General features: G+C 70.4%; 22 protein-coding genes. 2 read left to right on the forward strand and 20 right to left on the reverse strand.

Annotated features, from left to right (window positions below; all coding sequences use genetic code 11):
* Nucleotides 1-12: 12 nt before the first annotated feature.
* The 9 genes from MD221_RS04375 to MD221_RS04415 all read right to left on the reverse strand — a co-directional run bounded on the left by MD221_RS04375 (nucleotide 13) and on the right by MD221_RS04415 (nucleotide 8,919).
* Entirely contained in the window at nucleotides 13-1,236 is a 1,224-nt protein-coding gene (locus tag MD221_RS04375; protein ID WP_425602217.1) for an FAD-dependent oxidoreductase, read from the reverse strand.
* 136 nt (nucleotides 1,237-1,372) lie between these two features.
* On the reverse strand, nucleotides 1,373-1,579 hold the full coding sequence (locus MD221_RS04380; protein ID WP_242108093.1) for a cold-shock protein: 207 nt from the start codon (nucleotides 1,577-1,579) through the stop codon (nucleotides 1,373-1,375).
* A 100-nt stretch (nucleotides 1,580-1,679) separates the two neighbouring features.
* Nucleotides 1,680-2,441 carry an S-methyl-5'-thioinosine phosphorylase gene (locus MD221_RS04385; RefSeq protein WP_242108094.1) on the reverse strand — a complete coding sequence of 254 codons (762 nt, stop codon included), beginning with the start codon at nucleotides 2,439-2,441 and terminating at the stop codon, nucleotides 1,680-1,682.
* A gap of 5 nt (nucleotides 2,442-2,446) precedes the next feature.
* On the reverse strand, nucleotides 2,447-3,013 hold the full coding sequence (locus MD221_RS04390) for a hypoxanthine-guanine phosphoribosyltransferase (protein WP_242108095.1): 567 nt from the start codon (nucleotides 3,011-3,013) through the stop codon (nucleotides 2,447-2,449).
* Nucleotides 3,010-4,029, reverse strand: a complete 1,020-nt coding sequence (gene nagZ, locus MD221_RS04395) for a beta-N-acetylhexosaminidase (protein WP_242108096.1) — start codon at nucleotides 4,027-4,029, stop codon at nucleotides 3,010-3,012. Before nagZ ends, MD221_RS04390 begins: the two co-directional genes overlap by 4 nt.
* An 85-nt stretch (nucleotides 4,030-4,114) precedes the next feature.
* Nucleotides 4,115-4,621, reverse strand: coding sequence for a CYTH domain-containing protein (locus MD221_RS04400; RefSeq protein WP_242108097.1), 507 nt, complete (start codon nucleotides 4,619-4,621; stop codon nucleotides 4,115-4,117).
* A 2-nt stretch (nucleotides 4,622-4,623) separates the two neighbouring features.
* Nucleotides 4,624-5,991, reverse strand: a complete 1,368-nt coding sequence (gene rlmD, locus MD221_RS04405; RefSeq protein WP_242108098.1) for a 23S rRNA (uracil(1939)-C(5))-methyltransferase RlmD — start codon at nucleotides 5,989-5,991, stop codon at nucleotides 4,624-4,626.
* Nucleotides 5,992-6,141: 150 nt separating this feature from the next.
* Complete coding sequence (locus MD221_RS04410) at nucleotides 6,142-6,771, reverse strand: DUF1318 domain-containing protein (protein WP_242108586.1); 630 nt, start codon at nucleotides 6,769-6,771, stop codon at nucleotides 6,142-6,144.
* Between the two features lie 99 nt (nucleotides 6,772-6,870).
* Entirely contained in the window at nucleotides 6,871-8,919 is a 2,049-nt protein-coding gene (locus MD221_RS04415) for a translocation/assembly module TamB domain-containing protein (protein WP_242108100.1), read from the reverse strand.
* A gap of 48 nt (nucleotides 8,920-8,967) precedes the next feature.
* Between MD221_RS04415 and MD221_RS04420 the strand changes: the two genes are divergently transcribed.
* On the forward strand, nucleotides 8,968-9,654 hold the full coding sequence (locus MD221_RS04420) for a response regulator (RefSeq protein ID WP_242108102.1): 687 nt from the start codon (nucleotides 8,968-8,970) through the stop codon (nucleotides 9,652-9,654).
* Here the strand turns inward: MD221_RS04420 and recO are convergent.
* The 10 genes from recO to rpoE all read right to left on the reverse strand — a co-directional run bounded on the left by recO (nucleotide 9,630) and on the right by rpoE (nucleotide 19,900).
* Nucleotides 9,630-10,388, reverse strand: a complete 759-nt coding sequence (gene recO, locus MD221_RS04425; protein ID WP_242108104.1) for a DNA repair protein RecO — start codon at nucleotides 10,386-10,388, stop codon at nucleotides 9,630-9,632. The two genes, MD221_RS04420 and recO, sit on opposite strands and share 25 nt — an antisense overlap.
* An 11-nt stretch (nucleotides 10,389-10,399) precedes the next feature.
* Entirely contained in the window at nucleotides 10,400-11,560 is a 1,161-nt protein-coding gene (locus MD221_RS04430; protein WP_242108106.1) for a hypothetical protein, read from the reverse strand.
* Entirely contained in the window at nucleotides 11,560-12,483 is a 924-nt protein-coding gene (gene era / locus MD221_RS04435) for a GTPase Era (protein WP_242108108.1), read from the reverse strand. Before era ends, MD221_RS04430 begins: the two co-directional genes overlap by 1 nt.
* 158 nt (nucleotides 12,484-12,641) lie before the next feature.
* On the reverse strand, nucleotides 12,642-13,316 hold the full coding sequence (gene rnc / locus MD221_RS04440) for a ribonuclease III (protein ID WP_242108110.1): 675 nt from the start codon (nucleotides 13,314-13,316) through the stop codon (nucleotides 12,642-12,644).
* Nucleotides 13,306-13,683 carry a DUF4845 domain-containing protein gene (locus tag MD221_RS04445; protein ID WP_242108112.1) on the reverse strand — a complete coding sequence of 126 codons (378 nt, stop codon included), beginning with the start codon at nucleotides 13,681-13,683 and terminating at the stop codon, nucleotides 13,306-13,308. The genes rnc and MD221_RS04445 overlap by 11 nt, the downstream gene beginning before the upstream one ends.
* 43 nt (nucleotides 13,684-13,726) lie before the next feature.
* Nucleotides 13,727-14,536 (reverse strand): signal peptidase I, encoded by an 810-nt coding sequence (gene lepB, locus MD221_RS04450; RefSeq protein ID WP_242108114.1) that lies wholly within the window; start codon nucleotides 14,534-14,536, stop codon nucleotides 13,727-13,729.
* A gap of 121 nt (nucleotides 14,537-14,657) precedes the next feature.
* Nucleotides 14,658-16,454: a translation elongation factor 4 gene (gene lepA, locus MD221_RS04455; RefSeq protein WP_242108587.1), complete on the reverse strand. Its 1,797-nt coding sequence runs from the start codon at nucleotides 16,452-16,454 to the stop codon at nucleotides 14,658-14,660.
* A 161-nt stretch (nucleotides 16,455-16,615) separates the two neighbouring features.
* On the reverse strand, nucleotides 16,616-18,166 hold the full coding sequence (locus tag MD221_RS04460) for a DegQ family serine endoprotease (protein ID WP_339328409.1): 1,551 nt from the start codon (nucleotides 18,164-18,166) through the stop codon (nucleotides 16,616-16,618).
* Nucleotides 18,167-18,245: 79 nt separating this feature from the next.
* Nucleotides 18,246-19,205: a sigma-E factor negative regulatory protein gene (locus MD221_RS04465; protein ID WP_242108115.1), complete on the reverse strand. Its 960-nt coding sequence runs from the start codon at nucleotides 19,203-19,205 to the stop codon at nucleotides 18,246-18,248.
* Nucleotides 19,206-19,258: 53 nt separating this feature from the next.
* Nucleotides 19,259-19,900, reverse strand: a complete 642-nt coding sequence (gene rpoE / locus MD221_RS04470; RefSeq protein ID WP_242108116.1) for an RNA polymerase sigma factor RpoE — start codon at nucleotides 19,898-19,900, stop codon at nucleotides 19,259-19,261.
* A gap of 324 nt (nucleotides 19,901-20,224) precedes the next feature.
* On the opposite strand from rpoE, the gene MD221_RS04475 reads away from it, so the two are divergent.
* Nucleotides 20,225-22,309: a 3-hydroxyacyl-CoA dehydrogenase NAD-binding domain-containing protein gene (locus MD221_RS04475; protein WP_242108117.1), complete on the forward strand. Its 2,085-nt coding sequence runs from the start codon at nucleotides 20,225-20,227 to the stop codon at nucleotides 22,307-22,309.
* 82 nt (nucleotides 22,310-22,391) lie between these two features.
* Here the strand turns inward: MD221_RS04475 and MD221_RS04480 are convergent, their stop codons facing one another.
* Nucleotides 22,392-25,406 (reverse strand): TonB-dependent receptor plug domain-containing protein, encoded by a 3,015-nt coding sequence (locus tag MD221_RS04480; protein WP_242108118.1) that lies wholly within the window; start codon nucleotides 25,404-25,406, stop codon nucleotides 22,392-22,394.
* Nucleotides 25,407-25,504: the final 98 nt, after the last annotated feature.

Genomic DNA, 25,504 nt, shown 5'->3' on the forward strand with positions numbered 1-25,504 from the left:
GCAGCGCGCGCCTCAGCCCTCCGACGGCGCGCGCAACGCGGCGACGAAATCCTCCGGCAGCGCCAATCGCCCGAACGCGCCCCGCTGCGTGCCGCTGAGCACGCGCAGCATGTGCCCACGCCCGCCCGGCATCCGGCCCAGCGGCAGGAAGGCGAGATCGCGCGCCCTGGCGACCATGTCGCGCTCGGACTGGAACAGCGGCGTCAGCCAGCGGCTCCAGAACTGGTAGACGGCGACATGGCGGCGGCGCTGCGCGGCGTAGCGCGCCAGCGCCCTTGCCGCGTCCGCTTCCTCGCGCAAGGCATCGCGCAGCGCCAGCGCGTCCATCAGCGCCATGTTCACGCCCTGCCCCAGCTGCGGGCTCATCGCATGCGCGGCGTCGCCGAGCAGCACCAGGCGGCCGCGATGCCAGCGCCGGACCACGGCGTCGCGATAGCCGGCGCGCGCGAGCTGCGCCGCATCCTGCACCTCGGCGAGCCTGGCCTCGGCCTGCGGCCAGATCGCCGCCACCTCCTCGCGCCAGCGCGCCAGTCCGTTCGCGCGCCACTGCTCGTAGCCGCCCACGGGCAGGCTCCAGAAGAAGCTCAGCCGCGGCGTGGCGTCATCCGGCCGCGTCCCCACCGGCAGCATGCCGATCATCTTGCGGGCGGCGACGTAGCGCTGGCGCAGCTCGTCGCCCCACGGCCAGTCGCCGCGCGCGAGCAGGCACCACAACGCGCCCCAGGGGTATGGCCGCTCGAGCGCCCCCGGATCCACCTGCCGGCGCAGCCGCGAGGCCGCGCCGTCGGCGGCGATCACCAGATCGAAAGGGCCGTGCCAGCGGCCCTCGGCATCGCGAATCCTGCCGCCGTCCTCGTCGGCGGCCTCGATGCGCGTGCCGCGATGCAGGACGCCGGCCTCTCCCCAGGCGCGGTCGAGCAGGGCGAACAAGGCCCCGCGCTGCATGCCCAGCCCGAACAGCCGCGCATCCAGCCCCGCGTAGCGCATGTCCATCACCGCGCGCCCGCACGGCGTCTCGCCGTACAGCCTGCGCACGGGCGCGCCGTGGGCCAGCGCCTGCGGCAGCAGGCCCATCCGCCACAGCACCTGCAATCCGGTCGGCTGCAGCAGCAGGCCGGCGCCGGCGGGTCCGGGCTGCGGCGTCTGCTCGAACACCTCCACGCGATGGCCGTCGCGCGCGAGCAGCACGGCCGCCGCCTGTCCGGCCGTGCCGTAGCCGGCGATGGCGACATGCATCGGCTTCATGCGGACCGCGCCGTGCCGGCTTTCGCCGCGAAACAAGACGCCGCTAAAGAAGCCGCCGCGAAACAAGCCCCGACGAAAGAAAAGGCCCCGCCGAAGCGGGGCCTCAAGGATCGCAACGCCTCCAAGCTCAGACGACCGGCGCGACGCCCGCCGCCTGGGCGCCCTTCGGCCCCTGCGTCACTTCGTAGCTCACCCGCTGCCCTTCCTGCAGGCTGCGGAACCCCTTGGAATTGATTGCCGAGAAATGCACGAAAACATCCGCGCTGCCGTCTTCGGGCGCGATGAATCCGAACCCCTTGGCGTCGTTGAACCATTTCACTGTGCCGTATTGCATGACTCTCCCTACCTCGTCTGGTATGACCGTGCGTGCGCGTCCGACTTGCCCCCTGAACGCGCACGGCCGCGAGTATGCAAAGCAAATCCGCGGCTGGCAATCATCCGTCCGCGGACAGCAGCGCCCCGATCAGCGCCGGCACCCCGTCGGAGGCAGCGGCGACGTTCGCCAGTACATCATCGAGCGTGATGATCTCGTCAACGTCCGGTCCGGCTCCCGCCGCCCAGTTGGCCACGATCGCCAGACAGGCGTAGTCGAGCCCCAGCTCGCGCGCCAGGCCCGCCTCCGGCATCCCGGTCATGCCCACCAGATCGCAGCCGTCGCGGCGCAGGCGCGCGATCTCGGCCTTGGTCTCCAGGCGCGGCCCCTGCGTGGCGCCGTAGCAGCCGCCCTCGACCAGCGCCACGTTCGCCGCGCGCGCGGCCGCGATCACCGCCTGGCGCAGCGACGGCGTGTAGGGATCGCCGAAGTCGACGTGCAGCACCTCGCTGCCCTCCTCCTCGCAGATCGTGGAGACGCGGCCCCAGGTGTAATCGATGAGCTGGTCGGGACAGGCCAGCACGCGCGGACCGAACCGCTCGGTGACGCCGCCCACGGTGTTGAGCGCGAGCACGCGCCCGGCCCCCAGCGCCTGCAGCGCGGCGAGGTTGGCGCGATAGTTCACCTTGTGCGGCGGCACCGAATGGCCTTCGCCGTGCCGCGCCAGGAACGCCACGCGCCGGCCCGCCAGCGTGCCTACGCGCACCGGACCGGACGGCGCGCCGAAGCGCGTCGCCGGCTCGTGCGTCTGCACGTCCTGGAGCTCGGCAAGCCTGTAGAGACCGGTGCCGCCGATGACGGCCAGGGCGATGTCGGTGCTCATGGCGGTCACTCGGCCAGCGCGTAGATGCCGGGCAGGTTGCGCCCCTGCTCGTGGTAGTCCATGCCGAAGCCGAACACGTAGCGATCGGGCACGCCGACGCCGACGTAGTCCGCCTCGATGCCTTCCACGCAGCGGTCATGCTCCTTCACCGCGAGCACCGCCACGCGCACCTCGGCCGCGCCCTGGTCCTCGCACCAGCGCCGCACCGCGAAGAGCGTGTGGCCCTCGTCGAGGATGTCGTCCACCAGCAGCACGCGGCGGCCGCGCATCGGCGTTGCCGGGCGATGCAGCCAGGCCAGGCCCGAGCCCGACGTGCTGCCGCGATAGCGGGTGGCGTGCAGGTAGTCGAACTCCAGATCCAGTCCGCGCTCGCCCAGCGCCAGCGCCAGCATCGCCGCGAACGGCATGCCGCCGTGCATGATGGTGACGAACAGCGGCGGCTCGGCATCCTCGCCCGCGCGGTAGTCGGCGCTCACCGCATCGGCCATGCCCGCGATCGCGGTCGCCAGCGCCGCGCCGTCGTGGATCAGGTCGGCGCCCTGCAGCGCCTGCGCCAGGGACGGCCGGCTCATGCCACGCCTCCCCGGCCCGCATCGCTATCGCCCAGGAGCGCGCGCTGCGCCTGCCCGTAGCGCGCATCGGCCAGCAACCCGTCCCAGCCGCGGAAGCCGCGGCCGATCAAACCCGTCAATGCCATGGTGTTGAGCTTCCTTCCGGCGACCGCCGCCAATGCTTCCTCGACCAGTTCGGGATGACAGACCAGCACCACGTCGCAGCCGGCGTCCAGGTGCGCGCCGATCCGCGCCGTCACGCCGCCCGCCGAGCCGGCGGCGGCCATGCCGATGTCGTCGGAGAACACCACGCCGCGGAATCCCATCTGCCCGCGCAGGATGTCCTCGATCCAGACGCGCGAATGGCCGGCCGGTTCCGGCGCGACCTGCGGATAGACCACGTGCGCCAGCATCACCGCGTCGGCGCCGGCGTCGATCCCGGCGGCGAACGGCACCAGGTCGCTGACGCGGATCTCCTCCAGCGTGCGCCGGTCGAGCGCCCGGTCGAAGTGCGTGTCCTCGCGCACGCTGCCGTGCCCGGGGAAATGCTTGAGCGTGGCGGCCATCTCGGCCGTGTGCATGCCGCGGATGTAGGCACGCGTGAACTCGGCCACCACCTCGGGATCGCCGGAGAAGGCGCGGTTGCCGATCGCCAGGTTGCCGCGGCCAAGGTCCGCCACGGGCGCGAAGCTCAGGTCGACGCCGCTGGCGCGCACCTCGCTGGCCATCACCCAGGCGTGCTCCTGCGCCAGCTCGAGCGCGGCAACCGGATCGGCGGCGTACAGCCGGCCGATGTCCTCCAGCGGCGGCAGCGCGCTGAAGCCTTCGCGGAAGCGCTGCACGCGCCCGCCTTCCTGGTCCACGCAGACCAGCTGCGGGCGCGGCGCCGCCGCGCGGATCGCGGCCGACAGCTCGGTCACCTGCGTCTTCGAGGCGAAATTGCGCTTGAACAGCACCACGCCGGCGCAGGCCGGGTGCTGCAGCCAGTCGCGCTCCTGCGCGGTGAGTTCGGTGCCGGCGACGCCAATCAGCAACATGCGGTGACTCCTGAGAAATCCGACAACCTGGCAACGGGATCAGACGCCGGCGTGCCGCGCCGTCCGGCCCGGCGGGACGAAAGCGCTAACCCGCCCGCTCCTCGTCGCTCCATTGCGAGTAAGGACGCGTGGCCAGAGCCAGATTGTAATAGCGCGCGGCCTCGGTGACCTCACGTCCGGCCCAGTCCGGCCGCTCGAAGGCCTCCTCGGCGCTGTCCAGCTCGATCTCGGCCACTACCAGTCCCGCGTTCTCGCCCAGGAACTCGTCCACTTCCCACAGGTGGCCGGCGTGGTTCACGTAGTGGCGGCGCTTGTCGATCAGGCCGCCGACGCACAGCGCCAGCAGCGCGCGCGCGTCCTGCGGCGGGATCGGATAGTCGAACTCCTGGCGGGTGTGGCCGAGCTCGCGCGACTTGATGTTCAGGAACGCGGCCTCGCCGGCGATGCGCACGCGCATCGAGGCGCGCTGCGCGCCGCTGTCCATTGCCGCCTGGTCGTTGAGATAGCCCTGCGCCATGGCCTCGGTGCGGTGCGCCTGCGCGCGCCAGCCCTCGCCCACTACCAGGAACTTGCGCTCGATCTCGATGCCCATGCCTATCTCCGCTCGAACATGGCGATCGATTCCACGTGCGCGGTGTGCGGGAACATGTCCATCACGCCCGCCGCGCGCAGCGTCCACCCCTGCTCGTTGACCAGGTAGCCGGCGTCGCGGGCCAGCGACCCGGGATGGCAGCTGACGTACACGATCCGCCGGAACTGCTTCAGCGGCAACTGGCGCAGCACGTCGATCGCGCCCGAGCGCGGCGGGTCCAGCAGCAGCTTGTCGAAGCCTTGCCGCATCCACGGCGTTCCGCGCTGGTCCTGGGTGAGGTCGGCGGCGTGGAAGTGCGCATTGGCCAGGCCGTTGTGCGCGGCGTTCTCGCGCGCCCGCGCCACCAGCCCCGCCTCGCCCTCCACGCCGACCGCCTCGCGCACGAGGCGCGCCAGCGGCAGGGTGAAGTTGCCCAGCCCGCAGAACAGGTCGAGCACGCGGTCCTCGGGGCCGACGTCCAGCAGGGCCAGCGCGTGCGCGATCATCTTCTCGTTGAGGCCGGCGTTGACCTGGATGAAATCGAGCGGGCGGAACTTGAGCTCGACGTCCCACTCGGGCAGCCGGAACGACAGCGGCGCCCCGCTCCCGTCGGCGTGGAGCGGCCACAGCGGATGCACCGAGTCGATGCCGCCCGGCTGCAGGAAGACGGCCAGTCCCTGCGCCTGGGCGAAGGCGACCAGCCTGTCGCGGTCGGCCTGCGAGAGCGGCTGCAGATGCCGGAACACCAGCGCGACCCCGCCGTACTCGGGCGTGGCGTCGCCTGCGATGAATTCGATCTGCGGAATGTCGCGCCGCGCCTCCAGGCCGTCGACCAGCGCCGCCAGCGCGTCGATGCGATCGCCGATGTGCGGGATCACGGTGTGGCACACGGACAGCTCGGCGACGAAGCGCGGGTCGCGCTCGCGGAAACCCACCAGCGTCTTGTCCTTCTTCTCCACGCGCCGCACCGAGAACCGGCCCTTGCGCCGGTAGCCCCAGCTGGCGGCGGTCAGCGGCGGCAGCACCGTGTCCGGCGCGACGTGGCCGATGCGCTCGAAGTTCTCCCGCAGCACGCGCTCCTTGGCCAGGATCTGCTTCGACTCCTCCAGGTGCTGCAGCACGCAGCCGCCGCAGGTGCCGAAATGCGGGCAGCGCGGCTCGACGCGGTCGGGCGAGGCCTGCAGCACCTCCAGGGTGGCCGCCTCGTCGAAATGGCGCGACCGTGCGGTCTGCCGCGCCATCACCCGCTCGCCGGGCAAGGCGCCGGCGACGAAGGTGACTTTTCCGCCTTCGATGGGCGTCTTGCCGTCCTCGCGGCGGGCAACGCCGCGGCCGTCGTGGCTCAGGTCGAGGATGTCGGCGGCGAAAGGCGTCTGGTCGAGTCGGGCCACGTGGCGGCAGGCTGCGGGCGAAATGGCCGCGTATTGTCGCAGATATGCCGCGGCCGCCGATCGTCGCGAGATCGCGGCCTTGGAAGAGGCAGCGTGGCTTTCGATGCGGATGCGGGGCCGGGCGTCATCCGCGCCCGGCCCCGCGCGCGATCATTTCTGCTTCCAGGCGCCGCCGGCGTCCTGGTACCACCAGCCGCCCTTGGCGCTCTCCGCCCACTGCCGGGAGAACACGCCGCGGATCTGCGCCTCCCATTCCGGATGGTTGTTGGCCACCGCGATCTCGCGGTACACGGCCTTGGCGTCGCGGTTCTGGTCGGCCACGGCCTGGTTGACGCCGACGCGGTCGGACAGGGCGATCTTCGAGGCGTCGCGCACGGTCACCTCGCCGTTGTTGGCGAAGCCGAGCGCGCCGGCGTCGAACTGCTTGCGCAGGCTGGCGTCGAAGCGGCCGGCCATGCGCGACTGGATCGCCTGGATCGCCGGCGTCTTGATATTGATGTTGGGCTGGTCCTGGGCGTAGGCCGGCGCGATGCCGATCAGCATCAATGGATCGAAGCGCAGTTTCGGAGAGTCCGCGCCCGGACGCGCCGGGATGTCCATGCTCGCCATGCCGCCGTTGCCGCCATCGGGCTTGGTGGCCGGCGCGGGCTGCGACGGCGCGGCGTCGGTGCCGATCACCTTGTCGACGAATTCCTTCGCCGCCTCCTTGGCCTCTGCCGCGGGGAAATAGACGTTGATGGTGACGCAGGCGGTCAGGGCCATTGCCGCCACGACCGGCATTCCTAGCAAACGACGCATGAGCATTCTCCCGACCGCAGATTGGAAAGTCCGTACAGGATACCGGCTGTCGCGCGGGGATCGGCGCCACCCGGAAACACGCTACTCGAACACCGGTTTCACCTCGCCCTTGCCGACCGCCGCGACCCGCTCGACCAGGGTCGGCCAATCGACCCTGCGATTGAATCCGACCACGTTCAGCCGCGGGATGCCGGCGCCTTCCACGATAGTAAATCCGGCGCCCGCTGAATGCAGGCCGCCCATCAGGCAGATTTCGTTCTCCAGCCGGCAGGACAGGCCGATGCGCCGATAGCCGAAGTCGTCGAACAGCCCGATCAGCCGGCCCTGCAGGCTGGTGACGATGGAGGCGTCGCCCACGCTGGAGATGTTCTGCACGGCGCGCTGGCTCAGGCGCTGGCGCACGCCGCGCCGGGCCACGGTGTGCAGTTCGGCGTCGAAGGCGGTCGGCGTCCAGTCGACCAGGCGCAGATTGTCCACGCGCCCCTCGAGGCGGCCGCTGATGCTGCCGAAATCGAACACCTCCGTGATCGACAGCAGGTCCAGGCCCTGCAGGCCGAGATCGGCCGAAAGCGTCGGCGCGACGCCGAAGGGGCGTTCCATCGACAGCGCGGACACGGCGATCGTGCCGCCGAAGGCCTGCATCGACAGCCCGCCGTCGAAATCGATGCGCTCCTCGGCATAGCGGGCGAGCGGAATGCGGCCGCTGAGCGTGCCGCGGAACGCCGGGCCGCCGAGCGAGGTCGACAGCTTGCCGATGTCGAGCCCGTCGAGTTCGAGCCCGAACTGGAGCTGCATCCCGTGCCCGGCCGCCGGCGGGCGCAGGGTGAGGCCGTCGATGCGCATGCTGCCGTCCAGGACCGGGATGGCCACCGTTTCGCGCGCGCGCAGTTCGCCCCCGGCGCTGCGCCAGGGCAAGGTCGCCGCACCGAGCGCGACCCGGTCGAGCGCGGCCGAGCGCCAGCGCAACGCGCTGTCCACCGCGGCGCCGTCGGAATAGCGCAGGTCGCCATCCAGCCCCTCGAAGGCGAAGCGCTTGTTCGCCTCCTCCAGCGACACCTCGTGCAGGCGCGCATCGACCCGCGACAGCGATCCGCCGGCGATCGCCAGCTTCGCCTCCAGCGCGCCGCGCATCCGCAGGCCGGCGAGGCCGGCCACGCCCAGCGTGCCGGACAGGTAGCGCTCACCGAGCGGCGCCAGATCGTCGCTGCGCAGGTCGAGGTCGAGCCGGTCGAGCGTCGCCTCGCGCGTCAACGCCGCCGACCCGCTGGCCTGCAGCACGCCGCCGTCATGCCACTCGAACGCGGGCAGCCGCCAACCCTCCCCCGGCCGCTGCAGCGCGTCGATGCGCAGGCGCGCAGGCGGCTGCCGCCCGGCGGCGTCGGCCAGTGCGATGTAGGTGCTGCCGAACAGCAGCTCGCCGCCGCGCAGTTCGCCGTCGACGCTGAGCAGCGTGGCCTTGCCGGGCTTGCGGTAATCGATGCGGAAGACGCCGTCGAGCTTGTCCGCGGCGATGCTGGCATCGGGCGTCTCCAGCGCGCCGTCGGCCAGCGCCAGTCGGCCGTCGACGCGCAAGGGCCCTTTCGCGGGAACGCGTACGGTCAAGCGACCGTCCAGCGTGCCGCGCTTGAACTGGCCCGCCGCCCACGCCTGCGAAGCCAGCGCCTGCGCCCAGGCCAGCGGCACGCGGGTCAGGACCAGCTCGGTGTCGTCGGGCGTGGCGGCGCTGCGGTGCAGGGCGAAGCGCGCCGGGCCGCGCGAGAGCGCCGCGTCGGTACTGGCCGTGGCCAGCGACAGCGACAGCCGCATCGGCGCGGCGCCGGGGGCCTGCAGCACCCCGTCGCAACGCCATCCGCCTTGCGCATCGCGCGACAGCGGGCAGCGCCAGCGCAGGTCGCGGAAGCGGTAGCCGAGGTCGGGGGCTTCCACGCGCGACGCGCGCAATTGCAGCTCGCCGCCGGCCGCCCGCGCCGGCCAGTCCAGGCGCACCTCCACGCCCTGCAAAGTGGCCACCGGGGTGCTGACCCGCGCGATCTTCGCCGACAGCACGCGCGCCCCGGCGCTGGCCATCGGCAGGCACAGCGCGAGGGCACACAGCGTCGACAGCAACCGGTGTAGGATCGCCCGCGGCATGGCCGACAGCATACAGACCAGGACACGGACAGCATCATCACGGGCTCCATGACGCCGCATATCCTTCTCGTCGAGGACGACCCGGTGAGCCGGGCGTTCCTGGCCGCCGCCGCCGAAGCCCTGCCCGCGCGCGTCGACGCGGTCGATACGCTGGCCGCCGCGCGCGAGCGCATCCGTGCCGGCCGCTACGACCTCTGGCTCGTCGACGCCAACCTGCCCGACGGCCCGGGCGCGTCGCTGCTGCGCGAGCCGGGCCGGCGGGACGCACCCGCGCTGGCGCATACCGCCGCCTGCGAGCAGGACACCCTCGCGCGCCTGCGCGAGGCCGGCTTCCTCGACGTGCTGGTGAAGCCGCTCACCGCCTCCGCGCTGCGCGCGGCGATCCGCCGGGCGACCGCACGCACGGAAGGCGGCGGCGCGCGGCAAGAGCAGGCGCCGCTCTGGGACGACGCCAGGGCCCTGACCGCGCTCAACGGACAGCACGCGCACGTCGATGCCCTGCGCGGCCTGTTCCTCGAGGAACTGCCGGGCGCGCGCGATGCCGTCGCCGCCGCCGCGCGCGCCGGCGATGCCGATGCCATGCGCGCGACCCTGCACCGGCTGCGCGCCAGTTGCGGCTTCGTCGGCGCGATGCGCATGGACGCGGCGGTCGCGGCGCTGCACGCCGCGCCGGATTCTCCCGAGGCGCTGGCCGAGTTCCTCGCCGCGGCTCAGGACACACTGTCGTCGCGCTGAGGACCGGCGGTCAGGCGGCCGAGCTCGCCCACCAGCTCCCAGGACTTCAGGCCGCGCCCGCCCAGATGGTGCGCGATCACCCTGCGCATCGCGCGGCGCAGGCCGGCCAGTTCCTCCGCCTGCGGCGGCGCCTCGGCGTCGGCGGCCAGCGCCAGCAGGGCGCGGCCGGTGGCCGCGCGCGCGCGATCGTCCGCGGACCGTTCGCTCAGCAGGCGCCGCGGACCGTGCTCCGGATCGAGGTGGTAGCGCGCGGCCGGGTCGATCGGCGCGCCGTCGCCCTCATGGCCCAGGTCGAAACCGAAACCCAGCGCTTCCAGCAGATCGCGCTCGAAGCGGCGCAGGGTCCAGGCCAGCGGCGCGCGCGCGCGCAGGCGCTCGCGGGTCTGGCCGTAGATCGCGTACAGCTCGGTGTGCGGATCCTGGCGCGGCGCCAGGCGCAACAGCAGTTCGTTGATGTAGAACCCGGCCAGCATGGCGTCGTCGAGCAGCTGCGGCGCGACGTCGATGGCCTCGGCCTGGGTCAGCAATGCCAGTTCGCCGCGCTGCATCGCCTCGAAGCGGATGTGTTGCAGCGGCTGCAGCGCGGCGCGCAGCACGTGCCGCTTCGGCCCCTGCACGCCGCGCGCCACCAGTCCCAGCCGGCCGTAGTCGGCGCTGAGCACTTCCAGCAACAGGCTGGTCTCGCGCCAGGGGCGCACATGCAGCACATAGGCGGGCTGGGCGACGTAGCGCATGGCCGCCGAGGCTAGGACGCCGGCGCGCGCGATCCGCGCCGGTACGCGCGCCACACGCGCCATGCCCCCAGCGGAACGCAGGCGATCGACAGCACGGCGATCAGGAAAGGCGCGAGATCCATGCGCACGACGGCGCGCTGCCCCTCCGGAAGCAGCATCGGCGGCATCTGGTGCGCGACGAAACCGGCGTAGGCCAGCCCCAGGCCCCAGGCCAGGCCGGCGCAGGCGGCATGGACGCCGATGCGCGAGGACTTGCCTGCGCCGACGCGCCTCAGACTCGCCCGCGCCCACAGGCGGCTCGCTTTCCAGCCCGCCCAGATCGCCGCCAGGAACACCAGCCACGATCCCCACATCGCCACGCGATAGGGGATTCCCGGCCGCGCCTGCGCGATGACGGCGAGGGCGTCGGCGGGCAGGCCGGCGGATTCCAGCCGATAGACCTCGCCGCGCGAGGAATCCCCGTCCGACGCGTCGGCGTCGATCCGCGCCATCGGCGGGGACAGTCGCGCCGTCCAGCCATGCGGCACCTTCACCTCCGCGATCAGCCGGCCGAACGCCGCCCAGGTGCGCGCGGGGGCCAGCGCGTACTCGAACTGGTAGGCCAGGGTCGGCCCCTCGCCGTGCAGGCGCACCATCGGCCGCGCCTGGTAGACGATGCGCACCGCGCTCGTGCCGCGCGCGATCGGCAACTCGATTTCGGCGACGGCCACCTTGCCGTCCGCGTTCCCGATCACGTCGTAGGGCGGCGTGCCCTGCAGGGGGCTGCTCGGCTGCCCGTCGATCTGGGTTCTCCAACTGGCGGGCAGGGTCTCGACCGCGACCCGCCTCAGCCGCACCGGCAGCGGCCGCTCGTCGAGGTAGGCGCGGAAATCGCCGACCTCCTGCGCGCCGGTGACGAACAGCGGCCGCAATACGGCATCGGGTCCGTCATGCCGCAGCGTGTAGAGCGCCTGGATCGCGACCTTGCCCTCGCTGTCCGCGTCCAGCCCGGTGAAGTCGAGCCACAGGCGCTCCTCATCGACCCGTGTGCGCCCGAAGCCGACCGGCTCGGCGGCCGGATCGCCGTCCGACCAGGGCTTGCCCATGTTGGCGTGCGTCGCCGGGGAGAACGCCGCGAGCCATGGCACCGCCGCCCACAGCGCGAGGAACGCCGCGCGGGCAGCCGAAGGCATCAGTCGCCGTAGCCCAGCGAGCGCAGCGCGGCCTCGTCGTCCGACCAGCCCTCGCGCACCCGCACCCAGGTCTGCAGGAAGACCTTGGCGTCGAACAGCCGCTCCATCTGCTGCCGCGCCTTGCTGCCGATCTCGCGCAGGCGCGCCCCGCCCTTGCCGATGACGATGGCCTTCTGTCCGTCGCGCTCGACCCAGATCACCGCGCCGATGCGCAGCATGGCGCCGTCGACGGCGAAGGACTCGATCTCCACCGTGGTGGCGTACGGCAGTTCCGCGCCGAGCTGGCGCATCAGCTGCTCGCGCACCATCTCGCCGGCGAGGAAGCGCTGGCTCTTGTCGGTGATCTCGTCCTCGGCGTACAGCGCCGGCTGCTCGGGCATCAGCGACAGCAGGGTGGCGGTGAGCGCCTCCAGGCCGTTGCGCTTGAGCGCGGAGATCGGATGCACGCCGGCGAACTCGCGGCCTTCGGTGACCTGCTGCAGGTACGGCAGCAGGGCCGCCTTCTCGCGCAGCCGGTCGATCTGGTTCACCACCAGCACCGCCGGCACCTTGGCCGCGCGCAGGGCCTCGAAGGCGAGCGTGTCCTCCTCGTCCCAGCGCCCGGCCACCACCACCAGCACCGCCGCGTCCACGCCCTCCAGGGCGCCGCGCGCGGCGCGGTTCAACATGCGGTTCATCGCCGAGCCGGCGAGCTTGCCGTGCTCGCGATGCAGGCCGGGCGTATCGACCAGCAACAGCTGGCCCTCCGGACCATTCTGTCCAGAGAAAGTGGCGATGCCGAGCAGCCGGTGCCGCGTGGTCTGCGGCCGGTTGGAGACGATGCTGACCTTGGCGCCGACCAGGGCGTTGACCAGGGTGGACTTGCCGACGTTGGGGCGGCCGATCACGGCCACCTGTCCGGCGCGGTGCGGGGAGGAAGACATGCGCGGATTCTACCGGGTGAGCGAACGCATGCTCAGCGGGTGCCTTCGGGCGTCCGCCGCGCGCGTGAACGCCCGGCCATGGAGGCCGGGCCGGGCAAGGCTTCGGATCGATTCCCGTCCCGGCGCGCCGGCGGGGCGCTGCAGCGCCGCGTAGCCGGTTACGCCGCGGCTTCGAGCTGGGCCAGCACCGCCTCCGCGGCGGCCTGCTCGGCGGCGCGGCGCGAACCGCCCTCGCCCACGGCCGACAGCGGCGGCTCGGCGATCGTGCACGAGACCCGGAAAGACTTGGCGTGGTCGTCGCCCGACTCGGCCACCAGCTCGTAGGCCGGCAGCGGACGCTGGCGCGCCTGCAGCCATTCCTGCAGCCGGGTCTTGGCGTCCTTGTCGACCTTGCCCGCCGGCGTCTGGTTGACCGCCTCCTCGAACCAGGGCAGCACCACGCGGCGGCAGGCCTCGAATCCGGCATCGAGATAGATCGCGCCGACCAGCGCCTCCAGCGCGTCGGAGAGGATCGAATCGCGGCGGTGGCCGCCGGACTTCATCTCGCCCGGTCCCAGGATCAGGTCCGCGCCGATCTCCATGCCGCGGGCGATGGCCGCCAGCGAGGATTCGCGCACCAGCTCGGCGCGCGCGCGCGTGAGCGCGCCCTCGTCGGCCTTGGGCCAGCGGCGGTAGAGCGCCTCGGCGACGATCAGCCCGACGATCGCGTCGCCGAGGAATTCCAGGCGCTCGTTGTGCGGCGCCCCGGCGCTGCGGTGGGTCAGCGCCTGCGTCAGCAGACCGGGATCGGTGAAAGCGTGTCCGGCGTAGCGGCGAACGCCGTCAATTGCCATTGCCGCCGAGTTTCGCGTCGGCGTGGAACTTGCCGACGATGTCGATGTTGCCCAGCAGCGGCTTGCGCACCTCGTAGTCGACGATCATCTTCCAGCCGCCGGTGTCGGCGCGCTCGAAGCTGACGTCCTTCGACTTAACGCTCTCGGAGTAGCTGATGTCCAGCCGCTTGAAGAACAGGGTCTTGATGCTGCCCACGTCCTGCTCGGCGATGCCCGGCTCCTTCTGCAGGCCCTTGAGCGCCTGCTTCACCGAGTAGTACTCGTAGTACATCGGGAACAGTTGCATGCCCACGTAGGCGAAGAACCCCACCACCCCGAGGGTGATGACGAAGCCCAGCAAGGACATCCCGCGTTGCGTGCGTTTCATGGCCTTTCTCCCCTGATGACGGTGGCTTTCCCCGGCGCCTACGTTACTGGATACCGCTGCCGATCCGCGAGGTGTCGAAGTTGTTTTTGCACAGACTGCCGATGCTGTCGCAGTTCATCCAGATCATGAAGGCCTTGCCGCGGATGTTCTGCTCGGGCAGGAAATGGCTGGGCCAGAACCGGGCGTCGTCGCTGCGGTCGCGGTTGTCGCCCATCACGAAATAATGGCCCGGGGGCACGGTCCACTCGCCCTCGCCCTGGTCGAAGGCGGCCTTGTCCAGCTCCAGGATCGCGTGCGGGCGGCCGGGCAGCTTCTCGGTCAGCTGGCTGGCGCCGGTCATCTCGGCGCCGCTGCCCTTGCCGACGTACTCGCCGACGTACTGGTACTCGAACGGCTTGCCGTTCACGTAGACCTGGTTGCCGCGGTAGGCCACCGTGTCGCCGGGCAGGCCGATGATGCGCTTGATCCAGTCCTGGTCCGGGCTCTGCGGCGGCTTGAACACGATCACGTCGCCGCGCTTGGGCTCCCCGACCGCGAAGATCTTGGTGTTGCTGATCGGCAGGCGCAGGCCGTAGGAGAACTTGTTGACCAGGATGAAGTCGCCGGTGAGCAGGGTCGGCATCATCGAGTTGGACGGAATGCGGAACGGCTCGGCCACGAAGCTGCGCAGGATCAGCACGATCGCCAGCACCGGGAAGAACGCCTTGGCGTAGTCGACCACGACCGGGTCCTTGCCGTCGTCGAGCAGGCCGGCGTTGCGCTTGCGCCTGGCGGCGAAGAACAGCGCGTCCAGCAGCCAGATGAACCCGGACGCCAGCGTCGCCACCACCAATCCGATCTCGAACAATCTCATGTGTTTTCCTTAAAGCTGGGAGTCTGGGCCCGGGGACGCGCCCCGTCCGGCGGTCGCTTCCGCCGCAAGCCGGAATGACAGGGAACGGGCTTGCAAGTTCCCGCCTCCCGGCCCGGTTTCGTCACTTGCTGTCCACCTGCAGCACCGCCAGGAAGGCCTCCTGCGGGATTTCCACGCGGCCCACCTGCTTCATGCGCTTCTTGCCTTCCTTCTGCTTCTCCAGCAGCTTCTTCTTGCGGCTGACGTCGCCGCCGTAGCACTTGGCGAGCACGTTCTTGCGCATCGCCTTGACCGTGCTGCGGGCGATGATCTGCGCGCCGACCGCCGCCTGGATGGCGACGTCGAACATCTGCCGCGGGATCAGCTCGCGCATCTTCTCGGTCAGCTCGCGGCCGCGCCGGTCGGCATGGCTGCGGTGGCAGATGATCGAGAGCGCGTCGACCTTGTCGCCGTTGATCAGCGTGTCCACGCGCACGAACGGGCCGGCGTCGAAGCGCACGAAGTGGTAGTCGAGCGAGGCGTAGCCGCGCGAGACCGACTTGAGCTTGTCGAAGAAGTCCAGCACCACCTCGGCCATCGGCAGCTCGTAGCTGATCTGCACCTGGCTGCCGAGGTAGGTGATGCCGATCTGCGCGCCGCGCTTCTCCTCGCACAGCGTGATCACGTTGCCGACGTAGTCCGGCGGCGTGAGGATGTTGGCGCGGATGATCGGCTCGCGCACCTCCTCGATCTGGTTCACCGGCGGCAGCTTGGCCGGGTTGTCCAGCGGCACCACGCTGCCGTCGGTCTTGAGCACCTCGTAGACCACGGTGGGCGCGGTGGTGATCAGGTTGAGGTCGTACTCGCGCTCCAGGCGCTCCTGCACGATCTCCATGTGCAGCATGCCGAGGAAGCCGCAGCGGAAGCCGAAGCCCATCGCCTCCGAGCTTTCCGGCTCGAAGCGCAGCGCCGCGTCGTTCAGGCGCAGCTTCTCCAGCGCCTCGCGCAGCGCCGGGTAGTCCTCGGCGTCGACCGGGAACAGGCCGGCGAACACGCGCGGCTGCATCTCCTGGAAGCCCGGCAGCGGCGTGGGCGCCGGCAGCGAGGCCAGGGTGAGGGTGTCGCCCACCGGCGCGCCGTGCACGTCCTTGATGCTGGCGTTGATCCAGCCCACCTCGCCGGCGCCCAGCCTGGGCAGCACCTTGCGCTTGGGCGTGAACACGCCGACCTGGTCGACCTGGTGGGTGCGCCCGCTCGACATCACCTGGATCTTGGTGCCCGGCACGATCTCGCCCTGCATCACCCGCACCAGCGAGACCACGCCCAGGTAGTTGTCGAACCAGGAATCGATGATCAGCGCCTGCAGGCGATCGGTGTCGCTATTGGGCCGCGGCGGCGGGATGCGATGCACGATCGCCTCCAGCACCTCCTCCACGTTCAGGCCGGTCTTGGCGCTGATGGCCACCGCGTCGGTGGCGTCGATGCCGATCACCGCCTCGATCTCGGACTTGGCGCGGTCGATGTCGGCGGTGGGCAGGTCGATCTTGTTGAGGATCGGCACCACCTCCAGGCCCTGCTCCACCGCGGTGTAGCAGTTGGCCACCGACTGCGCCTCCACGCCCTGGGCGGCGTCGACCACCAGCAGCGCGCCCTCGCAGGCGGCCAGCGAGCGGCTGACCTCGTAGCTGAAGTCGACGTGGCCGGGGGTATCGATGAAATTGAGCTGGTAGACCTGCCCGTCGCGCGCCTTGTACGGCAGTGAGACCGACTGCGCCTTGATGGTGATGCCGCGCTCGCGCTCGATCGGATTGCTGTCGAGCACCTGGGCTTCCATCTCGCGCGCCTCCAGCCCGCCGCACAACTGGATGATGCGGTCGGCCAGGGTCGACTTGCCGTGGTCGACGTGGGCAATGATGGAGAAGTTGCGGATGTTCCGCATCGGGTCGGACATATGGCGGCGGTGGGCCGTCATGCGGCCGGGGCAATAAAACGGCGCATTATCGCACGACCGGCCGCAGATGGCCGGTCGAGGTCCCGGGACCTGCCGCGATGCCGCCGGCGGCTCGGGCCCGCTCCACCAGGCCCGAGGCGCGCCGGCGCCTACTGCTCGTCGTCGCCTGCGTCGCCGCCGGCGCGCGGGGTCACCGCCACGAAGACCGAACTGCCGTCGCGGCGCACCAGCAGCATCACCGTCTGCCCGGCCTTGACGCCGGACAGGGCCCGGTCGAGCGCGGCGGCGCTGCCGACCGGCGTGCTGCCGACCCGCAGCACGATGTCACCCGGCTGCAGGCCCGCCTCGCGCGCGGCGATGCCCTCGATGCGGGCGATGCCCACGCCCTCGCCGGCCTGCAGGCCGGCCTGGCGGCGCTGGTCGGCGCCCAGGTCCTGGCCGATCAGGCCCAGCGCATTGGACGACTTCGCCGACGGACCGCCCGGCGCGCCGCCCTGGTCGGGTCCCTGCCTGCCGCGGCTGCCGGGCAGGACGCTCTCGTCGAGCTGGGTGAGGGTCAGGGACACCTGGCGCGGGCGTCCCTCGCGCAGGATGTCCAGCTTGACGCTCGTGCCCGGCGTCATGGCGCCGATGATCGGCGGCAGGTCGCTGTACTGGTTGATCGGGGTGTCGTCCACCGCGCGGATCACGTCGCCGGGCTGCAGGCCGGCCTTGTCGCCGGGGCCGCCGGGCGTGACGTTGCTGATCAGCGCGCCGCGCGTATCGGGCAGCCCGAAACCCTTGGCGCTTTCGGCGGTGAGCGGCTGCAGGGCAACGCCGATCATGCCGCGGCTGACCTTGCCGGTGGCCTTGAGCTGCTTCACCGTGCTCATCGCCAGGTTGCTGGGAATGGCGAAGCTCACGCCCATGTAGCCGCCGGAATTGGAGAAGATCTGCGAGTTGATGCCGATCACCTCGCCGCTGGTGTTGAGCAGCGGACCGCCGGAGTTGCCCTGGTTGATCGCCACGTCGGTCTGGATGAAGGGCACGTACTGCTGCTGCGCGTACGGATTGCTGCGGCCGACCGCGCTGATGATGCCGGCGGTGACCGAATGGTCGAGGCCGAACGGCGAACCGATCGCCACCGCCCATTGCCCCGGCTTGAGCTTGTTGGAATCGCCGATGCGCAGCGCCGGCAGGCCGCTGGCCTCGATCTTCAGCAGGGCGATGTCGGACTGCTCGTCACTGCCGACCACCTTGGCCTTGAACTCGCGGCGGTCGGTCAGCTTGACCGTGACCGTGTCGGCGCCGTCGACCACGTGGTGGTTGGTGAGCACGTAGCCGTCGGCGGAGATAATGAAGCCCGAGCCCATCGAGCGGCCGCGCGGGCCGTTGTCCGGATCCTGCGGCATGCCCGGGAACGGCATGCCCGGGCCGAAGAAGCGGCGGAAGATCTCCGGGATGTCCTCCTCGTTGGGCATCTGCGGCCGCTGCCCGCGCGCGCGCCGCGGCGCGGGCTTGCCGCCGACCTCGGCAACGATATTGACCACGCCGGGCCCCACCTGGGCCACCAGTTGGGTGAAGTCGGGCAGACCGACCACGGCCGGGGCCGGCGCGGTCGACGGCGACGTCTGCTGCGCGGTCGCCACCGGCAGGACCACCGCGGTGGTGGCGGTGGCGGTCAGGGCGATCAGGAGGGCGGATTGCAGCGGGGCTCTCATCGGGGAGGCGTCCTCGACAAATGGTTCGGGAAAGGGGATGGAGACGCGCGTCCGGGCCGTGCGGCCCGGGGCACGGAGTTCAGCGCGGACCGCTCAAGGCGTCGTGGCGCTCGGCCGGCGCAGGGGTCCGCTGCAGGTCCGCCGCCGGATCGAACCGCGGCAGGAAAGGATTGCCGCCGCCGCTGCCGTAGCTGGCATTGAGCGCGCCCTGGCCGGCATAGCCGCCGAGGATCGTGCGCGGCCAGGGCCGCGACGGCGCCATCGGCTGCGCGGCGAAGGGGCCGCCGGCCAGGGACGCCGCGGCCTCGCCCTGCGGCGCGGCGGCGGCGAACTGGCTGGCGGGGATCGAGGCCGGATCGAGCACCGGCGCCGGCGCGGCCGCTGCGGGCGCGGCGGTGGAGGCCGCGACCAGCCGCTCGGTCGCGGTGCGTGCGTCGGCGCCGGTCGCGGCGCGCTGGGGACGGGCGCGGCGCTCGAGCGCGCGCCGCGGCACGTCCGCCGCGGCGATGGCGGCGGCCGCCATCGTCGCGGTATCGGGCGCCTGGGGCGCGGGCATCGACGGCGTCTGCGTGCGCAGCGGCGCCGCCGGTTGCGGAGACAGCGTGGTGCCGGCCAGTTGCGAGCCGACGGCCGGGATCGTCGCCTGCACCGGATCGGAGACATCGGAGACCGGCTGGCGCGCCACGAACAGCGCCGCCACCGCCACCGATGCGGCCAGGGCGGCGCCGCCGCCCCAGCGGCCCCAGCGCGGACGGCCGCTGCCGCCGCTCGCCTGCGCGGCGGCCGCCTCCGGCATCGCCTGCTCGGCGATGGCCTGCGCCACGCGCTGCGAGAACCCGGCCGGCAGCAGCGCGTCATGGCGTCCGCGCAGGATGTCTCCGCACAGTTGCCAGCGCTCCCAGCACGCGGCCAGTTCGCCGTCGTGCTCGAGGCGGCGCAGCATGAACCTGGCCTCGTCGGGCGCGGTCTCGCCATCGAGCATGGCCGAGAGCTGCTGCCTGAAATGCTGTTCGTACTTGTCGGTTTGCACTTGGGTCATATCGCTTGGGTGTCTTGCCTGACGTCGTTCAATCGATGGGTCTGGAATGGAGGTCAGCGGACCGCGCGCTGGCGCGTGCCGGCGCTGTCCATCAGCGGCTTGAGCTCGACGTCGATCGCCTCGCGCGCCCGGAAGATGCGCGAGCGCACCGTGCCAATCGGGCAGTCCATGCGTTGTGCGATCTCTTCGTAGCTCAAGCCTTCCACTTCGCGCAGGGTGATGGCCAGCCGCAGTTCCTCCGGCAATGCTTCGACCGCGCGCATCACGGTTTGTTCCATCTGCTGGCGCGCCAGTTCCCGCTCCGGGGTATCGGTGTCGCGCAGGCGCACGCCGGAATCGAACTGCTCGGCGTCGCCGATGTCGATGTCCTCGGTGGGAGGACGGCGGTTGTGCGCGACGAGATGGTTCTTTGCGGTGTTCACGGCGATACGGTGCAGCCAGGTGTAGAACTGGGCGTCGCCGCGGAAATTCCCGATCGCGCGGTAGGCGCGGATGAAGGTTTCCTGGGCCACGTCCTGGCATTCGCTCCAATCGGAGATGTAGCGCCCGATCAGCGCCGCGATGCGATGCTGGTACTTGCGCACCAGCAGATCGAACGCCGCGCTGTCGCCGCGCTGCACCCGCTTGACCAGTTCCTGGTCCAGCTCCTGGTTGGGCTCCTGCCGACCTTGTTGTGTATCCACGACTTCGGCCATTGGGCCGGTGCTCCTCAAGAGCCCAACCTGCTGGCTGGGCAATATGACCTTCGACACGGGGGAAAGTTCCAATTACGGTTGCAGGCAGCTTCGCTTCATCTGGGGCCGCGGCGCCCATGCCGCAAGCCATATGCGCCGGATGGCGCGCCGGAGCGATCGGGAAACGGTTACAACCGCTTTCAAACGCTCATTTGACGTCGCTCGAACCTCGACGGGATGATAAGGACTCCTGTCCCCGCTAGCCGCAGCGGCCGCCGGACGTCGTTCAGCCGCCTTTGCGATAACGTTTACAGTCCCTTCCTCGTAACTTAACGGATGGCACCCATGATTGCAGGGCTCGACGGACTGCGCTTCAGCCATTGGCAAGCCGAGCAGCGCGACGACGGCATCGTCGTGCTGACCTTGGACCGCGCCGACGAGTCGGTGAACACCTTCTCGCAGGACGTCGTCCTCGAGCTGGATGCGCTGCTCGAGCGGCTGTCGATCGATCCGCCCAAGGGCCTGATCCTGCGCTCGGGCAAGGCCAAGGGCTTCATCGCCGGCGCCGACATCCACGAATTCCAGGAACTCGACGCCAAGGGCGTGATCGGCGATTCCATCCGCCGCGGCCAGCTGGCCTTCCAGCGCCTGGCCGAGCTGCGCTGCCCCACGGTGGCCGCGATCCACGGCTTCTGCATGGGCGGCGGCACCGAGATCGCCCTGGCCTGCCGCTATCGCGTGGCCAGCAACGACGCCTCCACCCGCATCGGGCTGCCGGAAGTGAAGCTCGGCATCTATCCCGGCTGGGGCGGCAGCGTGCGGCTGCCGCGGCTGATCGGAGCCCCGGCCGCGTTCGACCTGATGCTCACCGGCCGCAGCTTCTCGGCGCAGGCCGCGAAAGCGGTGGGCCTGGTGGACAAGGTGGCCGACCCGGCGCAATTGCTCGAGGCGGCGGTCGAGCTGGTCCACAAGGGCGCGCAGCGCCCGTTCAAGCAGCGCTTCCTGGCCTGGATCACCAACACCTGGCCGGCGCGCCAGCTGCTCGCGCCGACCATGGCCAAGCAGGTCGCCCGCAAGGCGCGCAAGGACCACTACCCCGCCCCCTTCACGCTGATCGAGACCTGGCGCCGCAGCGGCGGGGGCATGCAGTCGCTGCTGGCGGCCGAGCGCAAGTCGGTGGTCAAGCTGGCCGGCACTCCGACTGCGCGCAACCTGGTGCGCGTCTATTTCCTGCAGGAACGCATGAAGGCGCTCGGGGGGAAGGACTCGCCGGAGACCGGCAGCGGCAAGCCGCTGCCGGGCGGCATCGCCCGCGTGCACGTGATCGGCGCCGGCGTGATGGGCGGCGACATCGCCGCCTGGTCGGCCTACAAGGGCTTCCAGGTCACGCTGCAGGACCGCGAGCAGCCCTACATCGACAAGGCGATGGCGCGCGCGCAGGAGCTGTTCGCCAAGAAGGTGAAGGACGAGACCAAGCGTCCCGAGGTGGCCGCGCGCCTGGCCTCCGACCTCAACGGCGACGGCATCCCGGAAGCCGACCTCGTGGTCGAGGCAATCATCGAGCAGTCCGAGGCCAAGCGCGACCTGTACGCCGCGGTCGAGCCGCGGCTGAAGCCCGACGCGCTGCTCACCACCAACACCTCGGCGATCCCGCTGACCGAGCTGCGCGAGCACATCCGCCGGCCGGCGCAGTTCGCCGGCCTGCACTTCGTCAATCCGGTGCCGCTGATGCCGCTTGTGGAAATCATCCACCACGACGGCATGGCGCCGCAGACCCAGCAGCGCCTGGCGGCCTTCTGCAACGCCATCGGCAAGCTGCCGCTGCCGGTGGCCGGCACGCCCGGCTTCCTGCTCAACCGCCTGCTGTTCCCGTACCTGCTGGAAGCGGCCACCGCGTACTCGGAAGGCATCCCGGGCGCGGCGATCGACAGGACCGCGGTCAAGTTCGGCATGCCGCTCGGCCCGGTGGAACTGCTCGACGTGGTCGGCCACGACGTCGCCTACAGCGTGCTGCAGGAACTTGCCCCCTTCCTCGGCCTGCAGGCGCCGCCGGCGCTGGCCACCGCCCCGGAGCCGGGCAAGCGCGGCAAGAAGGACGGCCAGGGCATCTACGCCTGGGAGAACGGCAGGCCGAAGAAGCCCGAGGTGCCGAAGGATTACCGGGTCCCGGAGGACCTGGAGGATCGCCTCATCCTGCCCCTGCTCAACGAGGGCGTGGCCGTGCTGCACGAGGGCGTGGTCGCCGACGCCGACCTGATCGACGCCGGCATGATCTTCGGCAGCGGCTTCGCGCCGTTCCGCGGCGGCCCGATGCAGTACATCCGCAGCACCGGCGCCGACGCCATGCTGGCGCGCCTGCAGGCCCTGCAGGCGAAATACGGCGATCGCTTCAAGCCGCGGCCGGGCTGGGATTCGCCGGCGCTGCGCTGACGGGATCGCGCCTTCCCGAAACGCGAAGGCCCGGCCGAAGCCGGGCCCCGCGCCTGGCGAAGGCGCCGATCAATCGAACTTGTCAATCGAACTTGTAGATCGCCTCCACCGACACCTCGCGGCCGATCGGATCGTCGATGCAGTAGGCGAAATCGCCGCACCACTTGTCGCCGTAGATCTTGTCGAAGATGTTGCTCACGTACAGGTTCATCTTGAACGCGTCGGTGATCTGGTAGCCGACGCTGCCGTTGAAGTAGCGGCGCGGCGAACGGCGGTTGTAGACGCGCTTGGAGGTTTCCCCGAACGTGGGGCTGGTGGGATCCGTGTCCTTGCAGGTCTTGTCGTCGATGCGCTCATGATCGGCGTATCCGTCGGAGAGCGGCAGGCAGCCTCCCCAACGATTGTCCCGGCCACCGGACTTCTGGTACATCATCAGCGTGGCGTTCCACTTGTCATAGGTCCAGTTGGCGCTCAAGGTGACCTTGGTGCGCGGATTCTGCGTCTTGCGCGTGTCCTCGAGCTTGTCGGTCGGGAAGCCGCGCGACTTGTAGGTCAGCATGTTGGTGTAATTGAGGTTGAAATTCCAATTGCCGGTGCGCGTATCTGGCAGCTGGTACCGCGCGCTCAGGTCGACGCCGTCGACCACGGTCTCCGCGCGGTTGATCGGATTGGTGTTGATCGTGACCGAGCCCGCCGTGCTGCTCGGGACCCCGGGCGTGCGCTGGACGCGGCTGACCACCTCGGCGCACCAGGCGGCCGAAGGCGCCACCGGGCGGACCAGCCCTTCCGGATCGAATCCGTTGCGCAGACAGTAGGCTTCATCCTTCAGCAGCTGGTCCGCGGAAATATCGTCGATCAGGTTATCGATGCTGACGTACCAGTAGTCCGCCGACAGCGAAAATCCCTTGAACGCGTCCCAGACGAAACCGTAGGAATAGGATTTGCCTTCTTCGTACTTCAAGTCGGGGGTGCCGGTACGCGCGACCGTGGCATCCTCGACCTTGAAGCTGTCTCGCGGACACTGGCGATTGGGCCAGCCTCCATCGGCGCAGGCCAGGTAGTCGGTGAAGTCCGAAACCCCCGAACTCGCCGAGGCATAGACGAAGTGCATGTCGGGCGCCCGGAAGCTGGTGCCGTACGTGCCGCGCAGCAGCAGGCTGTTGACCGGGCGCCATTCCAGGCCGAGCTGGTAGGTAGTCGCCGCATCGCTGGCGACGGCATCGTACTTGTCGTAGCGGCCCGCGGCGCTGAGCAGCAGCTTCTCCATCAACGGCACTTTGAACTCGACGCCCGCGGCGTAATGCTTGCGCTCGCCGCCGCCGAGTTCGATGTTGCCGAAGGGCGTGTACCAGCCGTCCTCGTCCGGGTTGACGATCTTGGGGTCGGGGTTGAGCTTGTAGCCCTGCTTGGCCGCCTCCAGCACGCCGGCGAAGCCGATCGGGCCGGCCCAGCCGTCGAACAGGTTGCCGGAGACGACGAACTGCGCCTGATTCAACCACGACCGCGCCTTCTTGTAGCCACGGTCGCTGAAGCCGGCCACGTCGCCGGAAGGCACCGGATTCCAAAGCTTGTTGTAGTCGGGCGAATAGATCGGCAGGTCGCGCACGTTGCCGTTCTGGGGATCGACCACGCCTGTGCGGGTGCCCAGCTGCTGCCCCATGTAGAAGTCGAACATGTCGCCCTGGTTGAGGGTCGGGAAGGTTTCCCGCACCTTGTAGGTGGCGCGCCCAACCATCGCTTCCCAGTCGAAACGGCCGTCGAACATGGTCCCGCGCAGGCCGACGCTGAAATCGATGGCGGTTTCATCCGACTTGGTGAGGATATTGTCCTCGCCGCCCATTTCCTGCGGCGACTGGATCTTGAGGAAGCGGCGGCTGCCGCCGGCGCCGTTGTTGACGGTGGGGTCCCAGTAGACGCCGCTGTCGAAGCCGTCGAGGAAGCTGTTGAATTCGCCGGTCGATTTCCACAGGCCGAGCGTGGCCCAACCCTGCAGGCTCTCGCTGAAATCGAAGGTGCCGTACAGATAACCCGAGTTGTCCTCGCTGCCGGTGCGCAGCGCCCAGTTCTGGAACACGCGCTGCGCGCAATAGCTGCCGGCGTTGGTCGCGGCGCCGCTCTTGCGGTCGTAGCCGAGGAGATCGGCGCGGAAGAACAGGCCGCCGTACTGGTCGCAGGCGCCTTGCGGCGGCGCCATGCGCCGGTAGGTATTGGTGCCGCCCGGCACGTTGACCCACTGGTCGCGGTCCTGCAGGTACAGGCCCGGATAGGGCGTGAGCGTCGGCAACCCGTAGTGGCGCTCGCCCGGCCCCCACACGGCGTAGTTCTTGTCGGACTCCTCGTCCATGAACGGGCGGTCCTTGGCCAGCAGCGGACCGCGGTCGAAATGCTGCAGGTTGTAGACCAGGCTCCACTGCTCGCCGGTGAAGCCGCCGGACAGCGAGGCGTCGAAGGTGTCGCGGCCGCCGCGCTTGGTCTCGCCGTACTTCACCCGCGCGGTGTGGCCGTCGATGTTCTCCTTCAGGATCACGTTGACCACGCCGGCCATGGCGTCGGAGCCGTAGATCGCCGAAGCGCTGCCGGACAGCACCTCGATGCGGTCGACGATGCCGGTGGGGATGTTGTTGTAGTTGGCGAAGTTGCTCTTGCCCTGGTAGGGCATCGGGTAGTCGGCCACGCGGTGGCCGTTGATCAGCAGCAGGCTGCGGCCCGGGCCCAGGTTGCGCAGGTTGAGCGGCGAGGCGTTGACGCTGCTCTGGCCCCAGTCGTAGTCGTTCTGCACGTTGCCGATCGCCTCGGTGAGCGTCTGCAGCGCGTCGTAGACGGTGGCGAAGCCCTCCTTCTTCATCTGTTCGCCGGTGATCACCGTCACCGGCGCCGGCCCCTCCACTTCGCTGCGGCGGATGCGCGAGCCGGTGACCGTCACCTGCTCGAGCTCGGTCGTCTTGCGCTTGCTGCCCTCGGCGGGCGCCTGCTCCCCTTCGGCGGACGCGCTTCCCGGATCTGTCTGCGTCTGCTGCGCGTGCACGACAAGCGGCGCGGACAGCGTCAATGCGAGCGCGCTGACGAGTGCTTTGCGGCGAAATCTGGCCTGGATCATTTTCTGGGCTCTCGAATGGAAAACATGGGCGATGAACCGCACGCGATCCCTCCGCGCGGCCGTTTTGTCACGATCTAAACTCCCGAACCAACAGCCGG

This window comes from Luteimonas aquatica (assembly GCF_022662575.1).
GTDB lineage: Bacteria > Pseudomonadota > Gammaproteobacteria > Xanthomonadales > Xanthomonadaceae > Luteimonas > Luteimonas aquatica.